Genomic DNA, 25934 nt, shown 5'->3' with positions numbered 1-25934 from the left:
GTATGAGTCTCGATCTGACCCCGAAGTGTCTGACTATTCGCCAGCTTCGTAAGTCTTTCGACGCGCAGGAAGTGCTCAAGGGCATCGACCTGGAACTGAAAGCGGGTGAAGTTCATGCCCTGCTCGGCCCCAACGGGGCCGGGAAGTCCACTCTGCTCGGTTGTCTGAGCGGCGCGGTAACGCCGGATTCTGGTGAAATCGTTATCGGCGATACGGCCTATAAACAGTTTACTCCCACCTCCGCTTTCGAGGCGGGAATGGCCAGTATTTATCAACACTTTCAGCTAATTGGATCGCTAAGCGTCAGCGATAACATTTTTCTGGTCAATGAGATGCGCACGGCCTTTGGCACCACCCGCCAGCGTGCGCAAAAGAACCGCAGCGTGGAGTTACTGGAATCGCTGGGCGTGGATGTCGATCCCGCCAGCCTGGTGGAAGATCTCAGCGTTGGCGAGCAGCAAACGGTGGAAATCGCCCGGGCTTTGCTGAAAGAGCCTTCCGTACTGATCCTCGATGAACCCACCGCCGCGCTGAGTGAAAACGAAGTGACCGCGCTGCTGGAGCTGGTCCGCCGGTTGGCTCAGGATCATGGCCTGATTGTCATCTACGTTACTCACCTGCTGCGGGAAGTGCTGGAGGTGGCGGATAAAGTCACCGTGCTGCGTGACGGTAACGTCCTGTGGACACGGGAAATTAACGCTCTCAACCTTGCCGATCTGGTTCACGCTATTTCGCCTGAGAGCAATTTCTCACGCGAGCAACAGCAAAAGCAGATTGGCCCACCGCTGTTCACGCTGGACGCATACCGCTCTTCCTGGACCGGTCCGGTGGACCTGACTTTGCATCAGGGTGAAATCGTCGGCGTTTTTGGCCTGCTGGGTTCCGGCCGCACGGACCTGCTTGAAGGGCTGGCTGGTGTGAAGTCAGGGCACGGCGGGCTGAGGCTTTATGACCGTCAGCTGCTCTGCTCTTCCCCGCAGAAAGCCCGGCAGCAGGGGATTGTGCTGGTGGCATCTGACCGTAAAGAGCAGTCTCTGTTTGGCAGTATGAGCGCCAGTGAAAATCTGCTGCTTCCCCACTACTCTGCCCTTTCCCGCCCCTGGCGCCCGGTGAAAAAGGAGCGGGCGATCTTCCACAGGCTGGCAAAGCGCGTTGGCCTGATGCCTGCCGATCCGGACCGGGAAGGCGCTAATTTTTCCGGCGGCAATGCGCAGAAGCTGATGGTTGGCCGCTGGATGACCGACATTGACAGCAGCCATCTGCTGCTGCTTGACGAACCCACTCAGGGAGTGGATGTCGGGGCACGACAGGATCTGTACAGCCTGATACGCGACTATGCCGCACAAAAGGAACACGCGGTGATCTTTGCCTCCAGCGATCCCGAAGAGATTGTGGCGCTGGCCGACCGCGTCATTGTGCTGGTCGATGGCGAAGTGGCCAGCATCGTCGATCCCACTATCGGCGAAGAGAAACTGATAGCCCTGGCGCACGGCTGATCGTGTGTCGCTTCCCTCTTTTTATGGCGAATAATTATGTCTGATACCTTAAAAACACCTGCAGGATCTTCGCTGAAGCGCAGCAAACCGCGATCCTCTCATGGCCTGAAAAGTCTGGGCCTGATGATTACCCGCTGGATCCTTCCCGTGGCTACCGTGGCGCTGATGGCGTGGTTCTCATGGCAGACGCCGGTTTTTTTCACCACCGATAATCTGCTGGCCATCGCCACCCAAAACGCGCCGACGTTTATCGTGGCCGCCATTTTCGCCATGCTGATGATGGCGGGCTATGTGGATCTGTCAGTCGGTTCCGTGCTGGCGCTGGTTGGCGTTTCAGCCGGACTGGCGCTGAACAGCTGGGGATTGGTCCCCGGCATTCTGGTCGGGCTGGCGGTTGGCATAGCCGCAGGCTTGCTGAACGGCGTGCTGATTGGCCTGCTCTCGTTCTCTCCAATTGTCGTTACGCTGGGTGGCCTTGCCGCAGCCCGTGGGCTGGCGCAGTACCTCGGCCAGGGTTCAATCTATGGCTTCCCGGATGCCTTTGCCAACTTTGGTTCTGACAGCTGGCTTGGCCTGCCTAACCTGGCCATTTTCGCCGCAGCGATCTGCCTGATCAGCGTTATCGCCACCACCTGCTTCCCTGTTGGCCGGCAGATTATCGCCATCGGCGTGAATCCCCGCGCGGCCTTTCTGATCGGCATCCGCGTCCGACTGGTGGTCACCCTGTTGTACACCCTGACCGGGCTGGCGGTGGGCATCGCCGGACTGCTGCAAATTGCCCGGCTGAACAGTGCCCCTTCAGGCACGCTGGGCGACGGCTTTGAGGTCATTATTTTGACGGCTGTCCTGCTGGGCGGCGTGCCGTTTACCGGCGGTAAAGGCAGCATCTGGCGCGTACTGGTCGGCGTCTGGCTGATTGGCACGCTGCGCAATGGGCTGATTTTGCTCGATATTGGTACCGAACTGAGCGGCATTATCACCGGTGGCGTGCTGGTGATGGCCGCCGCGCTGGAAGCCATCCGTTACTACATCCACAAAACAAAATAAGGAGGCGCTATGTACCTGATTGGCTATCTTTCTGCCCTGAGCTGTCGTGCCGGAGAAGGTGTGGACGTGATGATCGGCAGCAGCGTCAGTGAAGTCAGCGTTGATGTGGTTCGCCTGATCCACGGCGATGATAATCCGCTGGGGCCAGGTTTTCTCTACCAGCCGGTTGAGCAGATTGCTGCCCGGCAGGTTCAGGCAAGTGAACAGCAGACGCCGATCGGCTCATGGGCTATCAGCCAGCAGCCTGTGCGGCTTGGTCAGCAGGAAACGCTGCAGCTGAGCCTGTCACTGTGGCCCACGCTGCCACCAGCAGAAGGGCTGCAGGGGATCTGCAGCCTGCCTGAGGCAGAGTTCCTGCTGGCGCTGGACAGTGAAGGCTGTCTGGTACTGAGCTGGCAGCAACAGGTTATGCTGAGAACAACAGCGCTGCCGCTGCGCGAGTGGTGCCAGATTGAGATTGAGGCCACAGAGAGTGCCTGCTGGCTGAGGATCAGCGACAGCAGCGGGCAGTCTCCGCATTTTACCGGGCCGGGCGTGCAGTTCAGTGGCAGCAGCAAAGTGCTGCTGGCGGCGGCATCGGTTGAATCCCGTGGTCAGCAGAATTTTCCGCAGGGCGTCTACAACGGCAAAATAGCCCAGCCGGTTATCAGCGTTGCCGGGCAGGTAGTGGCCCGCTGGGCCTTTGAACAGGAGATGAGCACGCAATCTGTTCCGGACAGCAGTGGCAACGGCTGCGAGCTGCAACTGATCAACGCCCCGACCCGCGCCATGACCGGACCTGACTGGCGTAACGATGTTCATGACTGGAAGCAGGAGCCGTCGCAGTTCGATGCGATCCATTTTCATGACGACGATCTGGCCGACGCCTGCTGGCCGGTGACCACGCACGTCGATATCCCGGCCTCACTGGGCAGCGGCGTCTACGCCATCCGGCTTCAGGCTGCCGGGCTGAAGACTGATTATGTTCCGCTGATCGTCCGGCCTGCCGCAGGTATCGCTGCGGCGAAAATCGCCATGGTGATGGCAACCTATACCTATATTGCCTACGCCAACGAACATCTGACCGAAGGCGACTTTGAACAGGGAAGCGAGATCCCGGTCCAGACCGGCGACTGGGAAGATCTGGTCGCCATTCATCAGGAGTGGGGAAAGAGCCACTACGACCTGCACAATGACGGCTCCGGCGTGGCCTACTCCAGTTCGCTGCGCCCCATTCCCAATATGCGCCCCAACTATCGGTTCTGGGGGTTTCATGCTCCACGCCGTTTTTCTGCCGATCTCTATATGGTCTGGTTCCTGACGCAGATGGGGGAAGAGTTCGACGTCATCACCGAGCATGATCTTCATGCAGAGAGCACCACCCTGCTGGCCGGTTATCAGACCGTGATCACCGGCAGCCACCCGGAATATTACAGCGCACCGATGCTTGATGCCTTTGAACAGCATGTTGCTCAGGGCGGCGGGCTGATGTATCTCGGCGGTGACGGATTCTACTGGGTTACCACCCCGTTTGAGGATTTGCCGCATTTGCTGGAGGTTCGAAAATCAGAGGGCCTTCGCCACTGGGATGCCGAACCGGGAGAGCGCTACCATGCCAGCACGGGTGAACTGGGGGGGATCTGGCGAAGCCGCGGCCGCAGTGCGCACCAGCTGTTTGGTGTGGGAATGGGCGGACACGGCTGGGACAATAAAGCGCCGGGTTACCGCCGCAGTGAACGCTCTTATCAGCCGGATGCCGCCTGGGTTTTTGAGGGGATTGAAGATGAGGTGGTGGGCGATTTTGGGCTGATCATGAACGGCACCAGCGGCGATGAAATTGACCGGGCTGACTTCCGCTATGGCACCCCGGCACATGCCATCATCCTTGCCTCTTCAGAACCCCACAGCGAGTGGTATGTGCCTGTTCCGGAAGATGTGACAACTGTATCGAACCGCCTCAACGCACGATATAATCGCGATGTTCGTTCCGATATGGTCCTTGTGGAACATGCTGGCGGCGGCGCGGTATTTTCGGTGGGGTCGATCATTTTCACCGGCGCGCTCCCGGTGAATAACGGGGATAATAACGTCGCCCGCCTGCTGGGAAATGTTATCCGTAACTTCACTGCCAGAAGGTAATATTGACGCCTCCGTGATCGGGAGAACAGCGATGGCGCACTGACTATGAATAATAAACAGACCAGCATGCTTACCAGCTCCGGCTTTGCCCTGGCGGCGGCCGATCAGGTCAGCACGGCGCTGTGGCGAAACACCATTAATAACCGGTTTACCCAGCCACAGTTTCTGGCCCTGAATGGCCTGCTGTATAAACCGGGGATTGGTCATTATGAGCTGGCGGATCGCGTTGGCGTCGATCGGGCGACCATTGGCCCGATTCTCAAGCGCCTGATGGAGCAGGCGCTGGTGGAGCGCAGGAAAGATCCGGCAGATTCACGCCGTTCCATGTTATCTCTCTCTTCTGAAGCCCACGACCTGCTGGCTGAAATGGCTTCGCTGGTGGAAACCGTTGACCGCCAGTTGATGGAGCCGCTCAGCGCGGCCGAACAGGCGGCGCTGGTGCAAAGCTGGGCAATGCTGAGCGAAGAGAACAGCCTGCAGGAGAGGATCGGGTTTGACGATCAGGCAGCCGATCCGGTGATCCCTCCCCTGGCACACTACCCGTGGTTTTTTCTGCGGCAAGCCTGCCGCAACTACCGTCGCCTGTGGCGGGAGCGGGTGGATGAGAACATCAGCACATCACTGTTTACGCTGATGGAAGTGGTTGCAATGAAACCGGAAATTGATATTCGCACCGCCGCGCAACTGGCCTCGATTGAAGAGAGTAACGCCGTCCGGATGGTGATGCGCATGGTGCGAACCCGCATGATGCGTGACCCGCGAGATCCTCATGATGCCCGTCGCTCGCTGCTGTCGCTGACCGCCAACGGGCTGGCAACTTTTCAGGCGCTACAGGCACGCTTTCCGCTGGTGCAGCGAGGCTTAACGCAAAAACTGCCGCCGCTGGCCGTAGAGGAGTTTCACCGCCTGACCCGGCTGGTCGCCAGGCTGTGATCAGCGCATTCTTAATGGCAATCTCATACAGATTGACCACGCTGAATTACTCCGGCAAATTCTTCGCATCCCAACCGCCGCCCAGCGCGGCAATCAGCTCCACGCTGGCAACCCACTGGGTGCTCTGCAGCGACAACAGGCTCTGCTGCGAGCTGAGGCTGGTGTTCTCGGTGGTCGCCACATCCAGGTAATCAATCATTCCGGCCTGATACTGGTTATAAGTTACGCGGGCCGACTCTTTCGCCGCCTCCGTGGCACGCTGCTGCGCCAGCATCTCATCCTGCAGTGTATTCAGTTGAACCAGATAGTTCTCCACTTCCTGGAAGCCGGTCAGCACCGCCTGACGGTAGCTGGCCACCTCTGCATCATAGCTCGCCCTCACCTGCTCAACTTTCGAAGAGGTGGCACCGAAGTCCAGCAGCGTACCGCTGAGTTCCGGTCCCAGCGACCAGACGCGGTTCGGCAGTGAGAGCAGGTTATGGAATGTCGAACTGGAGAAGCCGCCGGACGCGCTCAGCGTCAGGTCCGGATAGTAACCGGCAATCGCCACGCCCACGGCCGCATTGGCAGAGGCTACGTTACGCTCGGCATAGGCGATATCCGGGCGACGCTGCAGCAGTTCGGAAGGCACGGATTGCGGAATGGCGGGCAGCGTGGCGGTGAGTTTAGCGGCTGGCAGGCTGAACTCGGCTGGCGTCTTGCCAGTCAGCATGGCGATGGCGTGCTCAGTCTGCGCCCGCTGCCAGCTCAGATCCAGCGCCGAGGCGCGGGCACTTTCAAGCTGCGCCTGTGCCTGCGCCAGAGTGGCGCGGGATTCGCTGCCTGCCTGGTATTTGTTATTGATAATGGTCAGATAGCGCTGATAGGCATCCACGCTCTGCTGATACAGCGCAATCTGCTGATCCATGATCCGCAGCTGGAAGTAGTCCTGCGCCAGCTCGGACTGAGCGCTGAGGGTGATATTCGCCAGTTCAGCAGCGCTGGCCTGTGCGCTGGCTGTGTTCTCTTCCAGCGTACGCCTCAGTTTACCCCAGATATCCAGCTCCCAGCTGGCGCTGGCCTCAAGGGAGTGGCTGTTGCTGGTGGTTCGCTGCCCACTGCCACTTGTGCTGTTGCCCGCACTGCCGCTGCGGGTAGAGGAGCCGGTATAAGTGGCGCTGGGGAACAGATCGGATCGCGACTCAGAAACCAGCGCCCTCGCCTGCCGGTACTGCGCCTCATACTGCGCGACATTCTGGTTCGAAATCGACACCTGACGCAGCAGCCCGGAAAGGGTTTCATCATGGTAAACCGACCACCACTCACCCTTGCTCTCTCCATCCTGCGGCTGCGCCTCACGCCAGCCTTTCGCCTCTTTATACTGAGCGGGCACATTAGCCGTTGGGCGGTGATAGTCTGGCCCGACGGCACAGCCGCTCAGTAACAGCATCAGCAAAACAGGGGTGAGTTTATTCATTTTCTTTATCATCTTTTATTCAACATGACGCAGGCGGGCCCACTGACGTTTTGTCGCCCGGCTGGCCCGATCAAGATAGAGGTACACCACCGGCGTGGTGAACAGGGTTAACAGCTGGCTCAGCGCCAGGCCACCGGCAATCGCCAGGCCCAGCGGGCTGCGCAGATCGGCATCGCCACCGCTGCCCAGCGCCAGCGGCAGTGCACCGAAGAAGGCTGCCAGGGTAGTCATCATAATCGGGCGGAAGCGCATCAGGCAGGCCTGGGTGATCGCCTGCTGCGGCGTTAATCCCTGCTTACGTTCAGCCGCCAGTGCAAAGTCGATCATCATAATGGCGTTTTTCTTCACGATGCCGATCAGCAGCAGGATGCCGATCAGTGCGATCACCGTCAGTTGGGTATTGGTCAACAGCAACAACAACAGTGCCCCGACACCCGCCGAAGGCAGCGTGGAAAGAATGGTCAGCGGATGAATATAGCTTTCATACAACACCCCCAGCACGATATAGACCGCCGCCAGCGCCGCCAGGATCAGCCACGGCATGGAAGCCGACAGGTCGGCAAAGGCCTTCGCCGTGCCCTGGAAGCCAGCCTGAATGGTATCCGGCAGCGCGATTTTCGCCATGGCGTTTTTAATCAACGCCGACGCCTGTTCCAGCGACACGCCATCCGCCAGATTAAACGCAATGGTGCTGGTCGCCGACTGTCCCTGATGCGCAACGGACAGCGGCGCATTCGCCCCGCTGAAGGAGGCAAAGGCGGAGAGCGGGATCTGATTGCCGGAATCATTGACCACGAACATTTTGTTCAGCATATCCGGGTCACTGGTATAGGAATCCTGCAGCGACATCACCACGTGATACTGATTCAGCGTCTTATACAGCGTCGCCACCTGACGCTGGGCAAAGGCGTTATTCAGCAGCGTATCCAGCATGTTGACGTCAACGCCCAGTCGTCGGGCGCGGTCGCGGTCAATGTTAATCATCACTTCCTGACCGCCAGTCTGTGAATCAGAGTCCACGCTGGTCAGCTGCGGAATGGCTTCAAGCGCCGCTTTCACCTTCGGCGTCCAGATGCGCAGCGTGTCCAGATCGTCGGCCTGCAGGCTGTACTGATAGCTGGCGTTGGCGCTACGTCCGCCGATATGAATATCCTGCGCAGCCATCAGGAACAGCTGCACTCCCGGCACGTTCATGGCCTTCCCGCTCAGGCGATTGGCGACTTCGGTCGCCGTCGCATCACGTTTGTCGTAATCCTTCAGATGGACAAAGAAGTTGGCGGTGTTACGTGAGCCAAACATACCGCTGCCCATTGAGGCCATCACGCCATCCACCGCCGGATCCTGGCCGATCATTTTGGCAAACTGTCTGAGCTTCGGTTCCATCGCCTGGAAGGAGATATTCTGATCGGCGCGCAGCGCCCCCATCAGCAACCCGGTATCCTGGTTCGGGAAGAACCCTTTCTGCACCACCGAGTAGAGGAACAGGTTGAGGACCACCGTCAGGATCAGGCTGAACAGCGTCAGCCGCTGATGGCGCATCACCCAACCCAACGCGGAAGAATAGGCTGCCAGCAAGCGGTTCAGGCCGTTTTCAATCCACTGATAAACAGGATGCGCCCGTCTGGTCACTTCCGGCTTGCGCTTCAGCAACCGTGAACAGAGCATCGGCGTCAGGCTCAGGGAAACCAGCATCGAAATGATCAGCGATACCGTCAGCGTTACCGCAAACTCACGGAACAGTCGCCCAACAATACTGCCCATCAGCAGAATCGGGATAAAGACGGCGACCAGCGAGAGGGTCATCGACAGCACGGTGAAGCTGACCTCCTGCGCCCCTTTCAGCGAGGCGCGAACCGGACTCAGCCCCTCTTCGATATAACGGGTGATATTTTCCAGTACCACGATGGCATCATCCACCACGAAACCGGTGGCGATAATCAGCGCCATCAGCGACAGGTTGTCCAGGCTGTAGCCGAGAATGTACATCACCGCACAGGTGCCAATCAGCGAGACCGGCAGGGCCAGGGCGGGGATCAGCACCGCCTGAGCGTTCCGCAGAAAAACGAACACCACACCAATCACCAGCAGCATTGCCACCAGCAGCGTCTCTTCGGTGTCATACAACGAAGCACGAACATTCGGCGAGCGGTCAACAACGATTTTCAGGGCCACATCGCCCGGCAGATCTTTTTCCAGCGCCGGAAGCTGCGCCTTGATCGCATCGATGGTTTCCAGCATGTTCGCCCCGGCCTGCCGGGTCACGCCGATCATTACCGAAGGCGTACCGTTGTAGTAGCCGACGTTGTATTTGTCCTCTACCGAGTCATACACGGTGGCAACATCGCTGAGATGAATGGCCTTACCGTTCTGATAGCTGACCACCAGATTACGGTACTGACTGGCCTGCTCCAGCTGGCCGTTGCTGTCCACCACCCAGGACTGCTTACCGCCCTGCAGCATCCCTTTCGGCAGATTGGTGGTGCTGTTGGCAATAGCTTCGCGCACCGTATCCAGCGACACGCCGAAGTGGGTCAACATCTGTGGCTGCAGGTCGATCCTGACCGCAGGCAGCGCACTGCCCATCAGCGACACATCACCCACGCCCTGAACCTGAGCGATCTTCTGGTCAATTTTACTGTCGGCCAGATCGTACAGATAGCCTTTGGAGCGGGTGTCCGATGTCAGCGCCAGCATCACAATCGGCGCATCGGATGGGTTAGCCTTACGGTAGGTCGGCAGCGAGGCCATGCTGCTCGGCAGCAGACTACGGGCCGCGTTGATCGCCGCCTGCACATCGCGCGCCGCCCCGTTAATGTCACGGTTAAGATCGAACTGCAAAATAATATTGCTCGACCCCTGCGAGCTGCTGGAGGTCATCTCGGTGATCCCGGCGATTTCCCCCAACGAGCGTTCCAGTGGCGTGGCGACCGTGGCCGCCATCGTCTCCGGACTGGCTCCTGCCAGTTTGGCGGAGACCATAATGGTCGGGAAATCCACCTGCGGCAGCGGAGCCACCGGCAGCAAACGGTAGCCCAGCGCGCCCAGCAGCAGCAAAGCCAGCGTCAACAGCAGCGTGGCGACAGGCCGGAAAATAAACAGGCGCGTCATTTGCTCTGTACCGCTTTACGCATTCTGCGGCGTCCACGCTCTGCCATGCGGTCAAACCACAGGTAGATGACCGGCGTGGAGAACAGCGTCAACACCTGGCTGAAGATCAGCCCGCCGACGATCACCAGACCCAGCGGCTGCCGCAACTCGGCACCGGAGCCGGAAGCCAGCATCAGCGGCAGCGCGCCCAGCAATGCCGCCATGGTGGTCATCAGGATCGGCCGGAAGCGCAGCAGGCAGGCTTGGTGGATCGCTTCCCTCGGGCTGAGGCGCTGCTTCTTCTCCGCTTCCAGCGCGAAGTCGATCATCATAATCGCGTTCTTTTTCACGATGCCGATCAGCAATATCACCCCGATCAGCGCAATCAGGCTGAACTCACTGTCTGCCAGCAGCAGCGTCAGCAGTGCGCCCACTGCCGCAGAAGGCAGCGTGGAGAGAATAGTCACCGGATGGATAAAACTTTCATACAGAATGCCCAGCACCACGTACATGGTCAGCAGCGCGGCGAGGATCAGCCACAGCGTGTTGCTGGTGGCACTCTGGAACGCTTCGGTTTCCCCCTGATAACGCAGCGTGATGCTGGAAGGCAGCGCCAGGCTTTGCTGGGTTTCCGCTATGGCTTTCTGCGCATCTTCCAGCGAGTAACCCTTACTCAGGTTAAAAGAGATCGTCACTGCCGGGAACTGGTTCAGCCGCATATGCACCAGTGAGCCAATCCGCTGATGGATGGTGGCGATTGAGGTCAGCTTCACCATCCCGGTCTGGGTACTGCTGGTCGAAGATGAGGTTGAACTGCTGCTGCCCGAAGAAGACGATGAGGAAGACGACGAGCTGCTGCCGGAAGTTGACGACCCGGAGCTGTTCGACGTCGCCAGATAAATATCGTCAAACGAGGCCGGTGACTGCTGATACTTCGGTGCCACTTCCAGTACCACGCGGTACTGATTCGACTGGGTGAAGATGGTCGACACCAGCCGCTGACCGAAAGCGTTATACAGCGCGGTATCCACATCAGAGGCGGTGATGCCATAGCGGGCCGCCGCATCGCGGTTCAGGTCAACATAAGAGACCTGCCCCTGATCCTGCAGATTACTCACCACCGAGCTGAATTCCGGCCGCTTTTGCAGCGCGGCAACCAGCTGTGGCGACCACTTGACCAGGTTTTCACTGTCGGCATCATCCAGCGAGAACTGATACTGATCCGGCGTGACCTGATCGTTGACCGTCAGATCCTGTGCGGCCTGCATATAGAGCTGGATGCCCGGCACGTTCTGCGTCGCCTGTTTCAGTTCGGCAATCACTTTATCGGCCCGCTCATCACGCTCGTCAAACGACTTGAGGTTAATCTGCAGGCGCCCGCTGTTCAGGCTGGTATTGGTGCCGTCAATGCCGATGGTTGAGGAGAGGCTGTCCACCGCCGGGTTCTTCAGTACGATCTCCGCCAGCTGCTGCTGACGCTTCGCCATTTCACCGAATGAGACATCCTGCGAGGCAACGGTGACGCCCTGGATCAGCCCGGTATCCTGGGTCGGGAAGAAGCCTTTGGGGATCACCACATACAGCAGTGCGGTAAACACCAGCGTCGCCAGCGCCACCAGCAGTGTTAAACGCTGATGGTTGAGAACGATGGTCAGCAGGCGGTCGTAGCCCGCGATCAGCTTATCGAAGAACTGGCCGCCTTTGCGGTAGAAGCGGCTCTGGCGCTCCTCCGGAATATGGTGCAGCAAATAAGCACACAGCATCGGCGTGAGCGTCAGCGACACCAGCATCGACACCAGAATCGACACCGCCAGGGTGATAGCAAACTCGCGAAACAGGCGGCCAACCACATCGCCCATAAACAGCAGCGGGATCAGCACGGCAATCAGCGAGAAGGTCAGGGAGATAATAGTAAAGCCGATCTGGGCTGAGCCTTTCAGCGCGGCCTCCATCGGCGTTTCGCCCTGCTCCAGCCGCCGGGAAATGTTCTCCACCACCACGATGGCATCATCGATGACAAAGCCGGTGGCGATGGTCAGCGCCATCAGCGACAGGTTGTTCAGACTGAACCCGGCGAGATACATCACGCCAAAGGTACCCACCAGCGACAGCGGCACGGCCACGCTGGGGATCAGCGTGGCGGCGACGTTGCGCAGGAACAGAAAGGTCACCATAACCACCAGCGCAATCGACAGCATCAGTTCAAACTGCACGTCGCTGATTGAGGCACGGATAGTTTGCGTGCGGTCAGAGAGGATCTGCACTTTTACGCCATCGGGCAGCGCGGCCTGCAACGTCGGCAGTTGAGCCTTGATGCCGTCAACCACCGAAATCACGTTCGCCCCCGGCTGGCGCTGCACGCTGATCACAATAGCCGGAGTGTTGTTGGCCCAGGCAGACTGGTAGGTATTCTCCGCGGCTTCTTCGATATGGGCAATATCATGCAGCCTGAGCGCCGCGCCGTTCTGATAAGTCAGGATCAGGTTGCCGTACTCGTCAGCGGTGCGCAACTGATCGTTGGCATCAATAGTGACGGAGTGATACTTGCCGTCAAAACCGCCTTTTGAACCGTTAACGTTGCTGTTGCTGATTAACGTATTGACGTCTTCCAGCGTCAGCCCATGCGCCGCCAGCGCTTTCGGGTCCATCTGCACGCGGATCGCCGGCTGATGACCGCCCGCCAGCGTCACCATCCCGACGCCTGAGATTTGCGACAGCTTCAGCGCAATGCGGGTATTCACCAGGTCCTGCACTTTAATCAGCGGCAAGGTATCGGAACTGGCTGCCAGGGTGATCACTGCCGTATCCGCCGGGTTCACTTTTTTATAGGTTGGCGGATTGGGCAAATCGTTTGGCAACAGGCTGTCCGCAGCGTTGATCGCTGCCTGCACTTCCTGTTCGGCAACATCCAGCGACAGATCGAGCGAGAATTTCAGGGTAATCACCGAGGACCCGCTGGAGCTGCTGGAGGCCATCTGGCTTAAGCCCGCCATCTGTCCGAGCTGCCGTTCCAGCGGCGCGGTGACCGATGAAGCCATCACGTCCGGACTTGCGCCCGGATAGAGAGTGGTGACCTGAATGGTCGGATAGTCCACCTGCGGCAGCGCCGAGGTGGAGAGGAAGCGGTAGGCAAAAATACCGGAGATCAATACGCCAATCATCAGCAGGATGGTGGCGACCGGACGCTCTATAAAAATGCGGGAAGGATTCATTGCGCTTTCGGTTTCCCGCTGGCCGCTTTGGTTTCAGAGGCGGTCACCACCGACACTTTGCTGCCGTCGCTGAGACGGTCGATCCCTTCCGTCACCACCTGCTCGCCAGCGGTCACGCCTTCAAGAATCGACTGCTGAGTATCACCCAGTGCCGGACCGGTTTTCACCGCTTTACGCGACACCGTCTGGTCTTTGTTAATAACGTAGACAAAGCTGCCGTCACTGCTCAGTTGCAGCGCCTGGGCAGGGATCACCGTCGCCTGGTTCAGCGTGCCGGTTTGCAGCCGCAGATTGACAAACTGATTCGGATACAGCGCCTCATCCTGATTATCGAACAGCGCTTTCAGCTCTACCGTCCCGGTGCTGGTGTCGATCTGATTGCTGATAAACTGCACCCTGCCCTGAGCAAGCTCTTTGCTGCCGTCCTGATCAAAAGCAGTGGCGGGCAGGCTCTGGCCGTTATGCAGCGCCCTGACCAGCGTGGAGATGTTGCTCTGCGGCACGCTGAAAGTTACCGCAGCGGGCTGCGTCTGAGTAATTGTGACGATGCCGGTGGTGTCAGTAGAGTGCACCATGTTACCGGCATCCACCAGGCGCAGACCGGCGCGGCCGGAGATTGGCGAAGTGACGCGGGCAAAATCAATGTTCAGCTTCGCCGCATCAATCTGGGCCTGTTCGGCTTTGATCGCGCCGCGGTACTGGCCAACGGTGGCAATCTGCGTGTCCAGATCCTGGCGGGATAACGAGTCCTGCGCAAACAGCTTGCGGTAGCGGGACAGCGTCAGTTCGGCACTTTTCAGCTGTGCCTGATTCTGGTTCAGATCGCCCTGATACTGTGCCAGGGTTGCCTGATAACTGCGCGGGTCAATCTGCGCCAGCAGCTGCCCGGCTTCTACCTTCTGCCCTTCGGTGAAATAGACCTTCATCAGTTGTCCGTCCACCCGGCTGGTTACCGTTACCGTGGCATTCGGGATCACCGTACCCAGCGCGGTCAGATACACCGGCACGTCTGCGGTGGTCACCTCTCCGGCGTGAACCGGCGTGGGGCCTGACATCATCATGCCACCGGGTCCACCATGTGCTCTTCCCCCACCCGGCGGCCCGCCTGCACCCTGCGGTCCGGCAGAGCCATGCGGCCAGAAACGCCAGATCAGAAGCGCCACGATAATAACCAGGATCAGAAGAAGGATTTTCTTACGCAGTGAAGGTGAGGTTTTCGCAGTCGATAGGGTCATGAGGCTCTGTTGAGTCAAGTGAAGTAAAAAGACAAGCAGTTCGCAACCACCTGAAAAAGTCAGGCCAGCAAAAACTGGCCTGAAGCTATTATGATTGAGCACGCTGATTAATTTCCATCCTCATAACGTAAGGATTTCGTTAATCATTGTCTGCCAATCATGATTTCCATCCACCACCCAGCGCTTTATACAGTGTTATTTGCTGGTTCAACTGCCCTAACTGAGTGGTTATGAGCGACTGCTGTGCGGCATACAGCGATCGCTGCGCCACCAGCACATTCAGATAATTGTCCACTCCCTCCTGATAGCGGATATGGGCAAAGTCGTAGTTCTTCTGGTTTGCCTGTTCATCCTGCAGGCGCGCGGTTAGCTCATCCTTATAGGTATCCTGACCGGCCAGCGCATCACCCACTTCTTTGAACGCGGTCTGAATCGACTTCTCATAGTCAGCAATTTCAATGCGTTTCTGCAGGTGAGCGATATCAAGATTAGCCGAGTTCACTCCACCGTCAAAGATGGGCAGATTGATACCTGGCCCAAATGACCAGGCTGCGGTGCCGCCTTCCAGCAAATGGCCCAGGCTGCTGGAGGTTGAACCGCCGGAGGCCGTCAGGCTGATACTTGGGAAGAATGCCGCACGCGCCGCGCCAATGTTGGCGTTGGCTGCTTTCAGGGTATGCTCTGCAGCAATAATATCCGGGCGGCGGGTCAGCAAATCGGACGGCAACCCGGCTGGCGTCGCCGGGAAATGCCACTCTTTATCCAGCTTCGCGTTGGCCAGTATATCCGCGGGCAGGTTGGTGCCAACCAGCAGGGCCAACGCATCGACATCCTGCCGTACCTGGCGGGTGTAGGTTGCCACATCGGCCTGTGCGGTGCGCACAGAGGTCTCTGCCTGCACCAGATCCTGCTCGCTGCTGACGCCGCCATCGAAGCTGCGTTTGGTCAGGTTGTAAGAGTCCTGCTGGCTCTTCACCGTGTCCTGCGCCAGCTTCAGCAGCTCGTTATCGGCACACAGCGACAGGTAGCTGGAAGCCACTTCGGAGATCAGGCTGATTTGCGTCGCCCGCTGAGTGGCTGCTGTAGCCAGATAACTCTCCAGAGCCCGATCGCGCAGGCTGCGCAAACGGCCAAAGAAGTCCAGCTCCCAGGCACTGACGCCCAGGCTGGTGTTGAACTCATGGTAGGTGATCGGGCCGGTCGAAGCGGTGTTATACAGGTTGCCAGGAATATGAGCGGCCGTTTCCGAGCCGCTTGCACTGATGGAAGGCAGCAATGCTGCCCGGTCGATCTGCACCTGTGAACGAGCCACATCGACGTTCAGCGCCGCCACCCGCAGGTCACGGTTATTCGCAAGCGACATGGCAATCAGCTTGTGCATCACCGGATCGGTGAAGAAATTCTGCCAGCTGATATCCGCACCATTGCCCGCCGTCTCCTTCCCCTGCTGGTCATAGTGCGCCGCCACCGGCAACGCAGGACGCTGATATTTCGGCTCCATGGTACAGCCGCTCAGAACCAGTATCATTGCCAGCGGCAGCAGTGCCAGTGAATGAGTCTTGTGCATCAGTCTTTCACCTCAGTTTTTGTTTTTTTCTTGCCGGAGAAGCGCTGGGCCACCACAACGTAAAACATCGGCACAAAGAAGATGGCGAGGAAGGTGGCGGTAATCATCCCGCCGACCACTGCCGTACCGATTGAGTGCTGGCTGCCCGCGCCCGCACCATGAGAAATGGTCAGCGGCACCACGCCCAGCACGAAGGCCATTGAGGTCATGATGATCGGACGGATACGCAGTCTTGCGGCTTCCATGGCAGCCTCCACCAGCCCCTTGCCCTCTCTCTCATGCAGCTCTTTGGCGAATTCAACAATCAGGATGGCGTTTTTCGCCGCCAGCCCGACGGTGGTCAGCAGCCCCACCTGGAAGAACACATCGTTTTCCAGCCCACGCATCAGCACGGCAAGGATCGTCCCGAGAACCCCCAGCGGCACCACCAGGATTACCGAGAACGGAATCGACCAACTCTCATACAGCGCAGCCAGGCACAGGAACACCACCAGAATCGAGATGGAGTACAGCGCCGGGGTTTGTGAACCGGAAGTCTGCTCTTCATACGACAGGCCGTGCCACTGAACCCTGAAGCCTTTCGGCAGCTTAGTGGCAATCTCATTCACCGCCTGTACCGCTTCACCCGAGCTGTAGCCCTGCGCCGGAGAACCCATGATTTCCACCGCCGAGACGCCGTTAAAGCGTTCATAGCGCGGCGAACCGTATTCCCACTTGCCGCTGCCGAAGGCGGAGAACGGCACCATATCGCCGCTCGAGTTACGGAAGTACCATTTGTTGAGATCTTCCGGCGTCACGCGGGAACCGGCGTTGCCCTGCAGATAGACCTTCTTCACGCGGCCGTTGTAGATGAACTGGTTCACATAGCTGGAACCCCACGCCGTGGAGAGCGTGTCGTTGATGTCTTCCAGGCTCAGCCCCAGCGCCCGGGCGCGCTCGTCGTCGATGATCAGGTGATACTGCGGTTCATCTTCCATGCCGTTCGGACGGGTTGCCATCAGGCGTTTGTCCTGCGCGGCCATGCCAAGGAACTGATTACGGGCCGCCATCAGCGCCGCATGCCCCTGGTTATTGGTGTCCTGCAGGAAGAAGTCGAAACCGGTTGCATTACCCAGTTCCAGTACCGCAGGAGGCACCAGCGCAAAGACTTTGGCGTCTTTCAGCGTGGAGAAGTGGGCCATGGTACGCTGCGCCAGCTTCTGCACCGTCTGATTGCTGTTGCGCTGGTCCCACGGCTTCAGCAGCACAAACGACATGGCGGTGTTTTCACCCCGGCCTGAGAAGCTGAAGCCGTTTGGTGAGAACACCGAACTGACTTCAGGCTCGTTCTTCAGCAGCCAGGACTGAATGTCATCCAGCACCTGCTGCGTGCGCTCAGAGGAAGCGTTGGCAGGCAGCGTGGTCTGCATCATCATCACGCCCTGGTCCTCATCCGGCAGGAACGAGGTCGGCACGCGGGTGAACAGATAACCGGTCACGCCGACCAGCACCAGATAGATCACCAAAAACAGGTTACGTTTGGAGATCACCGTTCCCACGCTGTTGGTGTAGCGCAGCGTCCCGGCATCGAACTTACGGTTAAACCAGCCGGCCATGCCTTTGGTTTTGTGCTCCGCCGAGCCAGGTTTGAGGAGGGTGGCGCACAGGGCCGGAGTGAAGATCAGTGCCATCAGCACCGACAGCGCCATCGCCGAGACGATAGTAATAGAGAACTGACGGTAGATGACGCCCGTCGAACCGCTGAAGAAGGCCATCGGCAGCAATACGGCGGACAGCACCAGTGCGATCCCAAACAACGCCCCCTGAATCTGCTCCATGGACTTTATCGTGGCGGCTTTAGGATCCAGCCCCTCGTCGTGCATCACACGCTCGACGTTTTCCACCACCACGATGGCATCATCCACCAGCAAGCCTATCGCCAGCACCATCCCAAACATCGTCAGGGTGTTGATGGTGTAGCCGCAGGCCGAAAGGATCCCGAAGGTGCCCAGCAGTACCACCGGCACCACCATGGTGGTGATCAGCGTGGCCCGCAGATTCTGCAGGAATACCAGCATCACCAGGAACACCAGAGCAATCGCTTCGAACAGGGTTTTCACCACTTCTTCGATCGATGCGCTGACCACCGGAGAGGTGTCGTAAGGGAAGGTCACCTGCACGCCTTCCGGCAGTGAAGATTTAATGCCGTCCACGGTGGTGCGTACCGCGTTGATCGCATCCAGTACGTTAGCCCCACTGGCCAGACGCAGAGCGATACCGGCAGAAGGTTTGCCATTATAGGTGGCCGAGATGCTGTAGTCCTGCGGACCCAGATCCACTTTCGCCACGTCTTTCAGACGCACCTGTGAGCCATCCGGATTCACTTTCAGCAGAATGTTTTCAAACTCTTTCACCGACTGCAGGCGCGTTTTACCGATTATCGTCGCACTGTATCTGGCACCAGGAATCGTCGGCAGGCCCGCCAGTTTCCCGCTGGAGATCTGCACGTTCTGCTGGTTAATGGCGGTGGAAACATCACTCGGGATCAGCTGATATTTATAAAGTTTTGCCGGATCGATCCAGATACGCATGCCGTATTCCGAGCCCAGCACCATGAAGTCGCCGACGCCTTTGGTGCGCGAGATCGGATCTTCCAGTTTTGAAACCAGCAGGTCCGCAAGGTCGCCGTTGCTCATCTTGCCGTTGTTGGCGATCAGGCTGACCACCAGCATAAAGTTGGCCTGATATTTACGGACGTTAATCCCCTGCCCGGTCACTTCGGTCGGCAATTGCGATTCCGCCAGCGACACCTTGTTCTGTACCTGAACCTGGGCAATATCCGGATCGGTGCCCTGATCGAAAGTAACAATGATGGTGGCGCTGCCGTCGCTGTTACTCTGCGATTCGATATAGCGCATGTTATCAATGCCGCTCAGCTGCTGCTCAATCACCTGCACCACGGTGTTCTGCGTGGTTTCGGCGCTGGCACCCGGATAGGTCACCTGGACCGAGATCGCCGGAGGGGCGATGTTGGGATACTGGTTAATTGGCAGCTTGAAGATCGACAAGCCCCCGACCAGCATCACAATGATCGCCACCACCCACGCAAAGATGGGGCGCTCAATGAAGAATTTAGACATCAGATTTCCTCTACTGCGCTGAAGGATCGGTGGTGGTCAGATTGGCCTGCGGAGCGGCTTTGGGCTGACTTTCAGTCGCACTGACCTTGCTGCCGCCCTTGACGTTTTGCAGCCCGTCCACCACTACCCGATCTCCGGTTTTCAACCCGGAAGTCACCAGCCATTTCCCGTTGATCATTTCACCGGTGGTGATGGTCTGCTGAACCACGGTGCTGTCCGCGTTAACCAGATAGACGTAAGGCTTGCCTTTGGTGTCATGCATGATCGCTTCCTGCGGCACGAGAATGCCCTGGTCGGCGACGCCCTGTGGGAAGCTGGCATGGACGAACATGCCCGGCAGCAGTACGCGGTTCGGGTTCGGGAACGAGGCACGCATGGTGACGCTGCCAGTCCCCTGATCCACAGTGACTTCAGAGAATTCCAGCTTGCCCTGCTGCGGGTAGGTCGAGCCGTCTTCCAGCTGCAACTTCACCGCGGCTGCGTTGTCACCCACGGCCTGCAGCTTGCCATCAGCCAGCGCGCGACGCTGACGCAGCAAATCCTGCGAGGATTCGCTGACGTCCACATAGATCGGGTCAAGCTGCTGGATGGTGGTCAGATAACTGGTCTGTCCGTTGGTGACCAGCGCCCCTTCAGTTGAAAGTGAACGACCAATATGGCCAGAGATTGGCGCACGCACTTTGGTGTAGTTGAGATTGACCCGTGCCGTTTCCATATCAGCCTGTGCCTCCCGCGCCGAGGCGACCGCATCGTCATAGGTCTGCCCGCTGATGGCATGAGCCGCGGCCAGCGGTTTGTAGCGCTGGGCGAGCTTGCTGGCATTGGTCAGCGTGGCTTCGGCCTTGTCATAGGCCGCCTGGTAACTGGCCGGGTCGATCTGATACAGCGGCTCGCCAGCCTTCACTTCGCCGCCTTCGGTAAACAGCCGCTTGAGAATGATACCGCTGACCTGCGGGCGAACTTCGGCCGTCCGCACGGCAGTGGTACGTCCTGGCAACTGAGTAAAAAGCGTAACGGGCTCGCTGCGTAAGGTGGTTACCCCGACGGATGCAGGCTGATTGCCGGCACCGGGCGTGGGAGTCTGGTCACAGGCGGCCAGCAGGAAAATCAGGCTTACCGGGAGAATCTGTAGGCGCATGGTGAATTCTCAATATAAGGAAAAAAGAATAGTAATGAGAGTGATCATTCTCATAAAAGAGAATAATTATATGAGGGCCTAAATGATGAAAATGTTAAGTTTGCGCTAAGTTATTTGTCGAAACGCTACCGGTAAGCACTTCGTGCTGAAACAGGGCAATTCAGCCACGCAATCGTTTTCATTTCGTGCTTTTCAGCCTTTGGGTTCTGTACCGCGTCGACGCAGCTCGCGCCTGGCCAGCTCTTTCAGCCCGCAGGCGAGCGTGATGTTATCGTGGTCAGTGAGGGTTCTCAGCTGGTCATGCAGCTCGGCGTGAATACGCAGTTGAAATGCGGCCGATCGGCCACCCAATTTCGGCGTTCTGTCTTTGAGTTTGGCCATAGGCGTCCAGTCCGGTAAGCGAAAAAACGCCCCTTTCAGCGCTACCAACACAGGAAGGGGCTGGCACTGCTGCCAGCCTTTGTTCTTGCAGGAAAACTCCGGATATCAAAACGCGATATCCACACCCCCCCGGAACACGGATTCGTCGCCCCGGTCGGCAATATGCTTATCCATCCGCAGGAACAGGCGGGCGTCTTTAGCCTTGCCGATATCCAGCCGCAGGCCGTACCACTGCGAGTCCCGATCGAGGGTCATGCCGGGGATGGCGAAGCTTTGTCCATCCGATCCAGTCCCCACCCATTTAGCATTCACATCCAGCGATGGGTTGGTGAAAGCGTGCTGATATTCTCCGTAGACCGACAGCATCGACCACCACTGCTGTACTGTGAACAGGGGGGCGCTCAGGTTCAGGCCGGTCAGCCCGACCGTCCGGCTGTAACGGGCGCTGTCGCCCTGTAATCCCAGCGCACTGCCTTCGTCGCTGAAGCCGCCGGTGTAGAGCTGGCTCAGCTTCATCCCTGCGTAAGGCTCCAGCGTCAGCCGGTCGTTCAGCGACCAGCGGTAACCGGTTTTGATCAGGCCCTGCCAGCTATCATTGCGGGTTTCTGCTGAAGTAGCCTGCACGCCATCCACCAGCAGCACCCGGTAAAGCTGAGTGTCACCATGCTGATAGCTCAGATTGGCCTGCCAGATCCAGGCTGGCGTTACGGCGTACTGACCGTAAAGCATCAGCCCCTGCAGGCTGTTGGTGCTGTTGCCGCCGCTGCCGTCATAATCCGCCCGGATCTGGCTGTCCGTAATGGCTGCACCCAGTCGCAGACCTGTTATATCGAAACTGCTGTCCAGCCCGATTGCGGTGGTGTTGATGCGATAGTGGCTGCCCAGATAGCCATCCTGCTGTAAATCGCCGTGTAGCGTGCCGGTTTCCGCCCAGAGGCCATAAGGCTTCTGCTGCGCGGGATCCAGACGGTTGCTCAGCAACTGGTTCTGGTAATCCAGGCTGTTGAAAAGGATGGCATTGCCGCTGGCATGAGCCTGACCGGAGAGCGAGTCCAGCGCGGCACGCGCAGCGGCACTGCTGCCAATTTGTTGTAAAGCGGCGGCGTTTTGCAGCAGATCTTCCTGTTGCGCCGAGCGCCCTGCCTGGGTCGAGTAACTGTCCGCAACCTGAAACGCCTGCTCAACGTTGGCCGCACTCTTCAGGGTCGCCCCGCTGAGGCCCGCAGCCTGAGCAGCCTGAACCGTGTTAACCCGCTGGAAGTGCCCGTTCACACTGTTTGCGCTGTAGTCGACCGAACCCTGCAGGAACACGCCGGTATCCACGCTGGCAAACTGTCCGCTGATCCCCTGCCCACTCTGCAAAAGAGACTCGCTGGTCTGCACAATATAGGTATTAGAGGGCAGAGTGACCTGCAACGCACCGTTCAGCGTTGCCGGGCCAGCGACCGTGAGCGGCTGGGAGAGCGTCACCCGCAGCGTACCGTCAGCACTTTGCTGATAGCTGCCCACCACATGCAGGGCACCCGCCGAAGTGGTGACCACCGAGCCCTGATTACTCAGGTTGCCGCCAATGTTACCTTTGCCTGCCAGCACGCCGCTGCCGGTCACCTGCACGTCACTGGCCACCGAACCATCAATATACAGGCTGTTACTCTGCACTCTGGTCGCTCCGGTATAGGTGTTGTTACCGGTCAATGTCAGCACGCCGCCTGCATCGCTGGCGCCGGAGACAATCAGGCCACCATTACCGCTGATATTGTTGGAGAAGATGTAATTTCCGGCGGAGAGCGCAGCGGTGAAATCATCGCCGTAAAACATCCCCGGACCGTTCAGAGCCCTGTCAACATTGACGTTCCCCCAGCCAAATGTGTCGTTGTAGGGGCGACCATTCGCGCTGTCGGAGGCGGCGCCTGCCACAGCATCACTGTGATAATCCGCCGTGGTTAACAGGGTTTGCTGGAGGTTATAACCGGTCATCCATGGGAATTGCGCCGACACTCTCGATGCGGCTCCGGCCACGCGAGGTGCAGAAAAGGAAGTACCGTACTTACGTGCAAGAGTGCCGTCATCCTGCAGGTAGTCGGCATAGCCCGGTGCAGCAAGACACCAGGCTGCGACATCACCGCAGGCATCAAATACATACAGTTCAGGAGGACGGCTGCCCTGTGCCACGGTGTAACCCGGCAGATAACCGGTGACGGCAATCAGCCCTTTTTGCAGGCTGGCATCGTTATAAATCAACGGCACCTGGGCATTGGGAGAAGGCGTGGAGCTGCCATTATTCCCCGTCACCACCACGCCCAGCGCGTTAGCGTTGACGATGCTACTCAGGCTGTCGCGAAGCGCATCGTAACGCCCGCTCTGACCAGCGCTTGCCAGTTCGGCTGACGTAGTCAGACGCTCGTCAGAAGCGTATGACATATTGATAATCTTAACCCCGTTACTCAGCAGGCCGTTGATCGCCTTCTGTGTGTCCGTGTAGTAAAAAAGATTATTACTGGAGGCCTGAGCTATCCATAACTCACTGTCCGGCGCAACGCCACCGGTGAAGGAGCCTTCTGCCAGTCCGGCCAGGGTCAGGGCGACGACGGTGCCGTGTCCCGAGTGCCCCTGATTATCATTCAGGGTCTGACTGGCACCCGCCAGGGACGAAGTGAAATGAATATCGGCATAATTGAATTCTGAACGATCTGCGGCCAGACCGGAGTCAACGATCCCGACTTTAACCTTGCTGGACGTCGCCACAGGCGTACTGGGTGTTGGAGCAGGCGTGGGGGCGGGAACCACTGTTTCACTACTGCCTCCTCCCCCACCGCCACCCCCGCCGCCACAGCCATTCAGCAGCAGGGTACTTATCAGTACGGCCAGTATCGAGAGCGAAGGTGTGGTTGAGAGCACATAAGCAGGTCTTATAATTTGCACGGGAGCCTCTTTAACCGCATAGCGGCAAATAACGGTATCCATGCCGGAATACAGTCAGTTGTGATTACTGCATGGGATACAAATAAGTTATCTGGTCGGACCGTTTCTAATCGCAGGAACAGCTGAGGTTTCGCAGAGGTATTTATGCGTTAAAGTTTTTTAACAGAGCGGGAATTTGGGCTAAAAAAAACCCACGCATCCGCGTGGGTTGGTGCAACTGAACAGGGTGTAAATCTGCCGGGAGCAGATTGCATTCTCACCAATCAATACCTCTGGGACTTCCATCCTCGCAGGTGAGTACCCGGCCTGCCAGCAGCAAAACGCAACGGAGTTAGCGAAAATGCTACCAGCTGTAAAACCTTTGCCGCTTTGTTTACCGGCCTTTTCCGGCGGTAAATTATGAGCCGCTGTGAGTGGCGTAGAGCGCGTCCGGTGCCACGTTCATATGCTTAAGGACCGGACCAATAATGTTGCCGAAGACCGGCGCGGCAACCGAGCCACCGAAGTGATCGCCAGCGGTTGGGTGGTTGATCATAATTACCAACGCCACCTGCGGATTACTCGCCGGGGCCACACCTGCGGTGTAGTTGATGTAACCGCCATCGTATTTGCCGCTGGTGCCCATTTTCTCCGCCGTACCGGTTTTTATCGCCAGACGATAGCCCGGCACTGCCGCACGCACCCCACTACCGCCAGGCAGTGCATCACTCTCCATCATATGCACCACCGAGCGGACCGTATCTTCGTCAGCCACTCTTGTTCCCATTACCGGCGGCGTCACCTTGGTGATCGACAACGGCCGGTATACCCCGAACGATCCCAGCGTGGCGTATTCACGGGCAATCTGCAGCGGCGTCACGCGCAGGCCATAACCGAACGAGAAGGTAGCGCGTTCGATATCTGCCCAGCGCTCACGGTGCAGCGGGAAATAGCCCACGCTTTCACCGGTCAGCCCCAGCCCGGTTGGCCTGCCCAGCCCGAAGGAGCGGAAAGTGTTAACCAGCACCTCTGCAGGCATCGCCAGCGCAATGTGTGACACGCCGATGTCGCTCGATTTCTGCAGGATGCCGGTCATGGTCAGACGAGGCCAGTGGCCAACGTCACGGATCAGGTGGCCGTTAACCCGATACGGCGTGGTATCCAGCACCGAATCCGGACGAACCAGCTTGCGGATCAGCCCTTCCATCACCACCAGCGGCTTAACGGTTGATCCCGGTTCGTAGCTGTCATTGATGGCAGCGTTACGCATCTGTGCCGGGGAGACATCGCTGAAATTATTGGGGTTAAACGACGGATAGGAAGCCATCCCTAAAATCTCGCCGGTGTCGATCTTAATCAGCACTGCGGCACCGGAATCGGCTTTGTTCAGCAGCACGCCGTCGCGCAGCTTGCTGTACATGGTGTACTGATCGAACTTGTCGATGCTGAGCTGCACGGTTGGCGGCTGACGCGGGGGCTCATAGTTGATCATCGCCACAATATTGCCGTGAGCATCCTGGCGGTATTTCTCCACGCCCGGCGTCCCCTGCAGAACTTTATCAAAGCCTTTTTCCAGCCCGTTCAGCCCGTTGTTATCCGCTCCGACGATACCGATCAGCGGTGCGGTAGCCTCACTCATCGGGTAGAAACGGCTGTCATCATAAACGGTGGTAATGCCGGCCAGGTGTAGCTGGGCGATGTCTTTGGAGATCCCCAGCTCAATCTTGCGGCCAAGATACAGGAAGCGGCGATTTGGGTTAGCATTGATCTGTTGGGCAATCTGTTCAGGACGCTGATCCAGCGCGTTAGCCAGATACTCCCATTTTGCACTGGTGAAATCAGGGTGCGCTTCCAGCACGCGCTGTGGGTCAGCGATGATATCGCGCGAAGGCACGCTCAGGGCCAGCGCCTCACCGTTACGATCCAGCAGAGTGCCACGGTTGGTCGGGATCGCCACCGTGCGCAGGGAACGTTCATCCGCCTGCTTTTCCAACATGGGGTGGTTGATCAGCTGAACGTCGCCCACCCAGGCTAACAGTAAAACCAGACAGCCAAACACGCCGAGGCAGATCAGACGGAAGCGGACAGGATTGAAAGGCGTTTTAGCCTGGTCTTTTGCCAATAATTTCTTTAAGCGGGGCATCGGTCTTCTACTAGCTGGTCAGGGTAACTGACTGGGAGTTATACAAAAAATGCCGTCATGAGAACAGGGAAACTGTGTTTCAGCCTGTGATTGTGCCGCAG

The 25934-nt window shown here is 58.3% G+C and carries 14 protein-coding genes; 4 read left to right on the top strand and 10 right to left on the bottom strand.

Going from position 1 to position 25934, the window contains the following annotated elements; translation table 11 throughout:
- Nucleotides 1–2 precede the first annotated feature (2 nt).
- Genes GSQ70_RS18935 through GSQ70_RS18920 form a run of 4 tightly spaced genes read left to right on the top strand, consistent with a single transcriptional unit; the run spans nucleotide 3 to nucleotide 5594 of the window.
- Entirely contained in the window at nucleotides 3–1496 is a 1494-nt protein-coding gene (locus GSQ70_RS18935; RefSeq protein ID WP_158783980.1) for a sugar ABC transporter ATP-binding protein, read from the top strand.
- A 36-nt stretch (nucleotides 1497–1532) separates the two neighbouring features.
- Nucleotides 1533–2543 carry an ABC transporter permease gene (locus GSQ70_RS18930; protein WP_158783979.1) on the top strand — a complete coding sequence of 337 codons (1011 nt, stop codon included), beginning with the start codon at nucleotides 1533–1535 and terminating at the stop codon, nucleotides 2541–2543.
- A 9-nt stretch (nucleotides 2544–2552) separates the two neighbouring features.
- The gene (locus tag GSQ70_RS18925) at nucleotides 2553–4661 is read left to right on the top strand and encodes a N,N-dimethylformamidase beta subunit family domain-containing protein (protein ID WP_158783978.1); all 2109 of its coding nucleotides are present in this window, start codon (nucleotides 2553–2555) and stop codon (nucleotides 4659–4661) included.
- A 45-nt stretch (nucleotides 4662–4706) separates the two neighbouring features.
- Nucleotides 4707–5594: a MarR family transcriptional regulator gene (locus tag GSQ70_RS18920; protein ID WP_158783977.1), complete on the top strand. Its 888-nt coding sequence runs from the start codon at nucleotides 4707–4709 to the stop codon at nucleotides 5592–5594.
- Nucleotides 5595–5640: 46 nt separating this feature from the next.
- On the opposite strand, the gene GSQ70_RS18915 is transcribed toward GSQ70_RS18920, so the two are convergent.
- From GSQ70_RS18915 to GSQ70_RS18870, 10 genes are all read right to left on the bottom strand, one after another.
- Nucleotides 5641–7050, bottom strand: coding sequence for an efflux transporter outer membrane subunit (locus tag GSQ70_RS18915; protein ID WP_158783976.1), 1410 nt, complete (start codon nucleotides 7048–7050; stop codon nucleotides 5641–5643).
- 15 nt (nucleotides 7051–7065) lie between these two features.
- A complete protein-coding gene (locus GSQ70_RS18910; RefSeq protein ID WP_158783975.1) occupies nucleotides 7066–10158 on the bottom strand; it encodes a multidrug efflux RND transporter permease subunit in 3093 nt (1030 codons plus the stop codon).
- Complete coding sequence (locus GSQ70_RS18905) at nucleotides 10155–13349, bottom strand: efflux RND transporter permease subunit (RefSeq protein WP_158783974.1); 3195 nt, start codon at nucleotides 13347–13349, stop codon at nucleotides 10155–10157. The genes GSQ70_RS18910 and GSQ70_RS18905 overlap by 4 nt, the downstream gene beginning before the upstream one ends.
- The gene (locus GSQ70_RS18900; RefSeq protein WP_158783973.1) at nucleotides 13346–14584 is read right to left on the bottom strand and encodes an MdtA/MuxA family multidrug efflux RND transporter periplasmic adaptor subunit; all 1239 of its coding nucleotides are present in this window, start codon (nucleotides 14582–14584) and stop codon (nucleotides 13346–13348) included. Before GSQ70_RS18900 ends, GSQ70_RS18905 begins: the two co-directional genes overlap by 4 nt.
- Before the next feature lie 157 nt (nucleotides 14585–14741).
- Nucleotides 14742–16151, bottom strand: a complete 1410-nt coding sequence (locus GSQ70_RS18895) for an efflux transporter outer membrane subunit (protein ID WP_158783972.1) — start codon at nucleotides 16149–16151, stop codon at nucleotides 14742–14744.
- Nucleotides 16151–19270 carry an efflux RND transporter permease subunit gene (locus GSQ70_RS18890; protein ID WP_158783971.1) on the bottom strand — a complete coding sequence of 1040 codons (3120 nt, stop codon included), beginning with the start codon at nucleotides 19268–19270 and terminating at the stop codon, nucleotides 16151–16153. The genes GSQ70_RS18895 and GSQ70_RS18890 overlap by 1 nt, the downstream gene beginning before the upstream one ends.
- 10 nt (nucleotides 19271–19280) lie before the next feature.
- Complete coding sequence (locus GSQ70_RS18885) at nucleotides 19281–20408, bottom strand: efflux RND transporter periplasmic adaptor subunit (protein ID WP_158783970.1); 1128 nt, start codon at nucleotides 20406–20408, stop codon at nucleotides 19281–19283.
- A gap of 192 nt (nucleotides 20409–20600) precedes the next feature.
- Nucleotides 20601–20789 carry a toxin-antitoxin system HicB family antitoxin gene (locus GSQ70_RS18880; RefSeq protein ID WP_158783969.1) on the bottom strand — a complete coding sequence of 63 codons (189 nt, stop codon included), beginning with the start codon at nucleotides 20787–20789 and terminating at the stop codon, nucleotides 20601–20603.
- A gap of 105 nt (nucleotides 20790–20894) precedes the next feature.
- Entirely contained in the window at nucleotides 20895–23711 is a 2817-nt protein-coding gene (locus GSQ70_RS18875; RefSeq protein WP_233268364.1) for an autotransporter domain-containing protein, read from the bottom strand.
- Between the two features lie 397 nt (nucleotides 23712–24108).
- The gene (locus tag GSQ70_RS18870; protein ID WP_158783967.1) at nucleotides 24109–25833 is read right to left on the bottom strand and encodes a penicillin-binding transpeptidase domain-containing protein; all 1725 of its coding nucleotides are present in this window, start codon (nucleotides 25831–25833) and stop codon (nucleotides 24109–24111) included.
- Nucleotides 25834–25934: the final 101 nt, after the last annotated feature.

The sequence above is a fragment of the Pantoea sp. BAV 3049 genome (genome assembly GCF_009765445.1).
In the GTDB taxonomy this organism is placed as follows: domain Bacteria; phylum Pseudomonadota; class Gammaproteobacteria; order Enterobacterales; family Enterobacteriaceae; genus Erwinia.
This window is presented reverse-complemented; position numbering and strand designations above follow the sequence as displayed.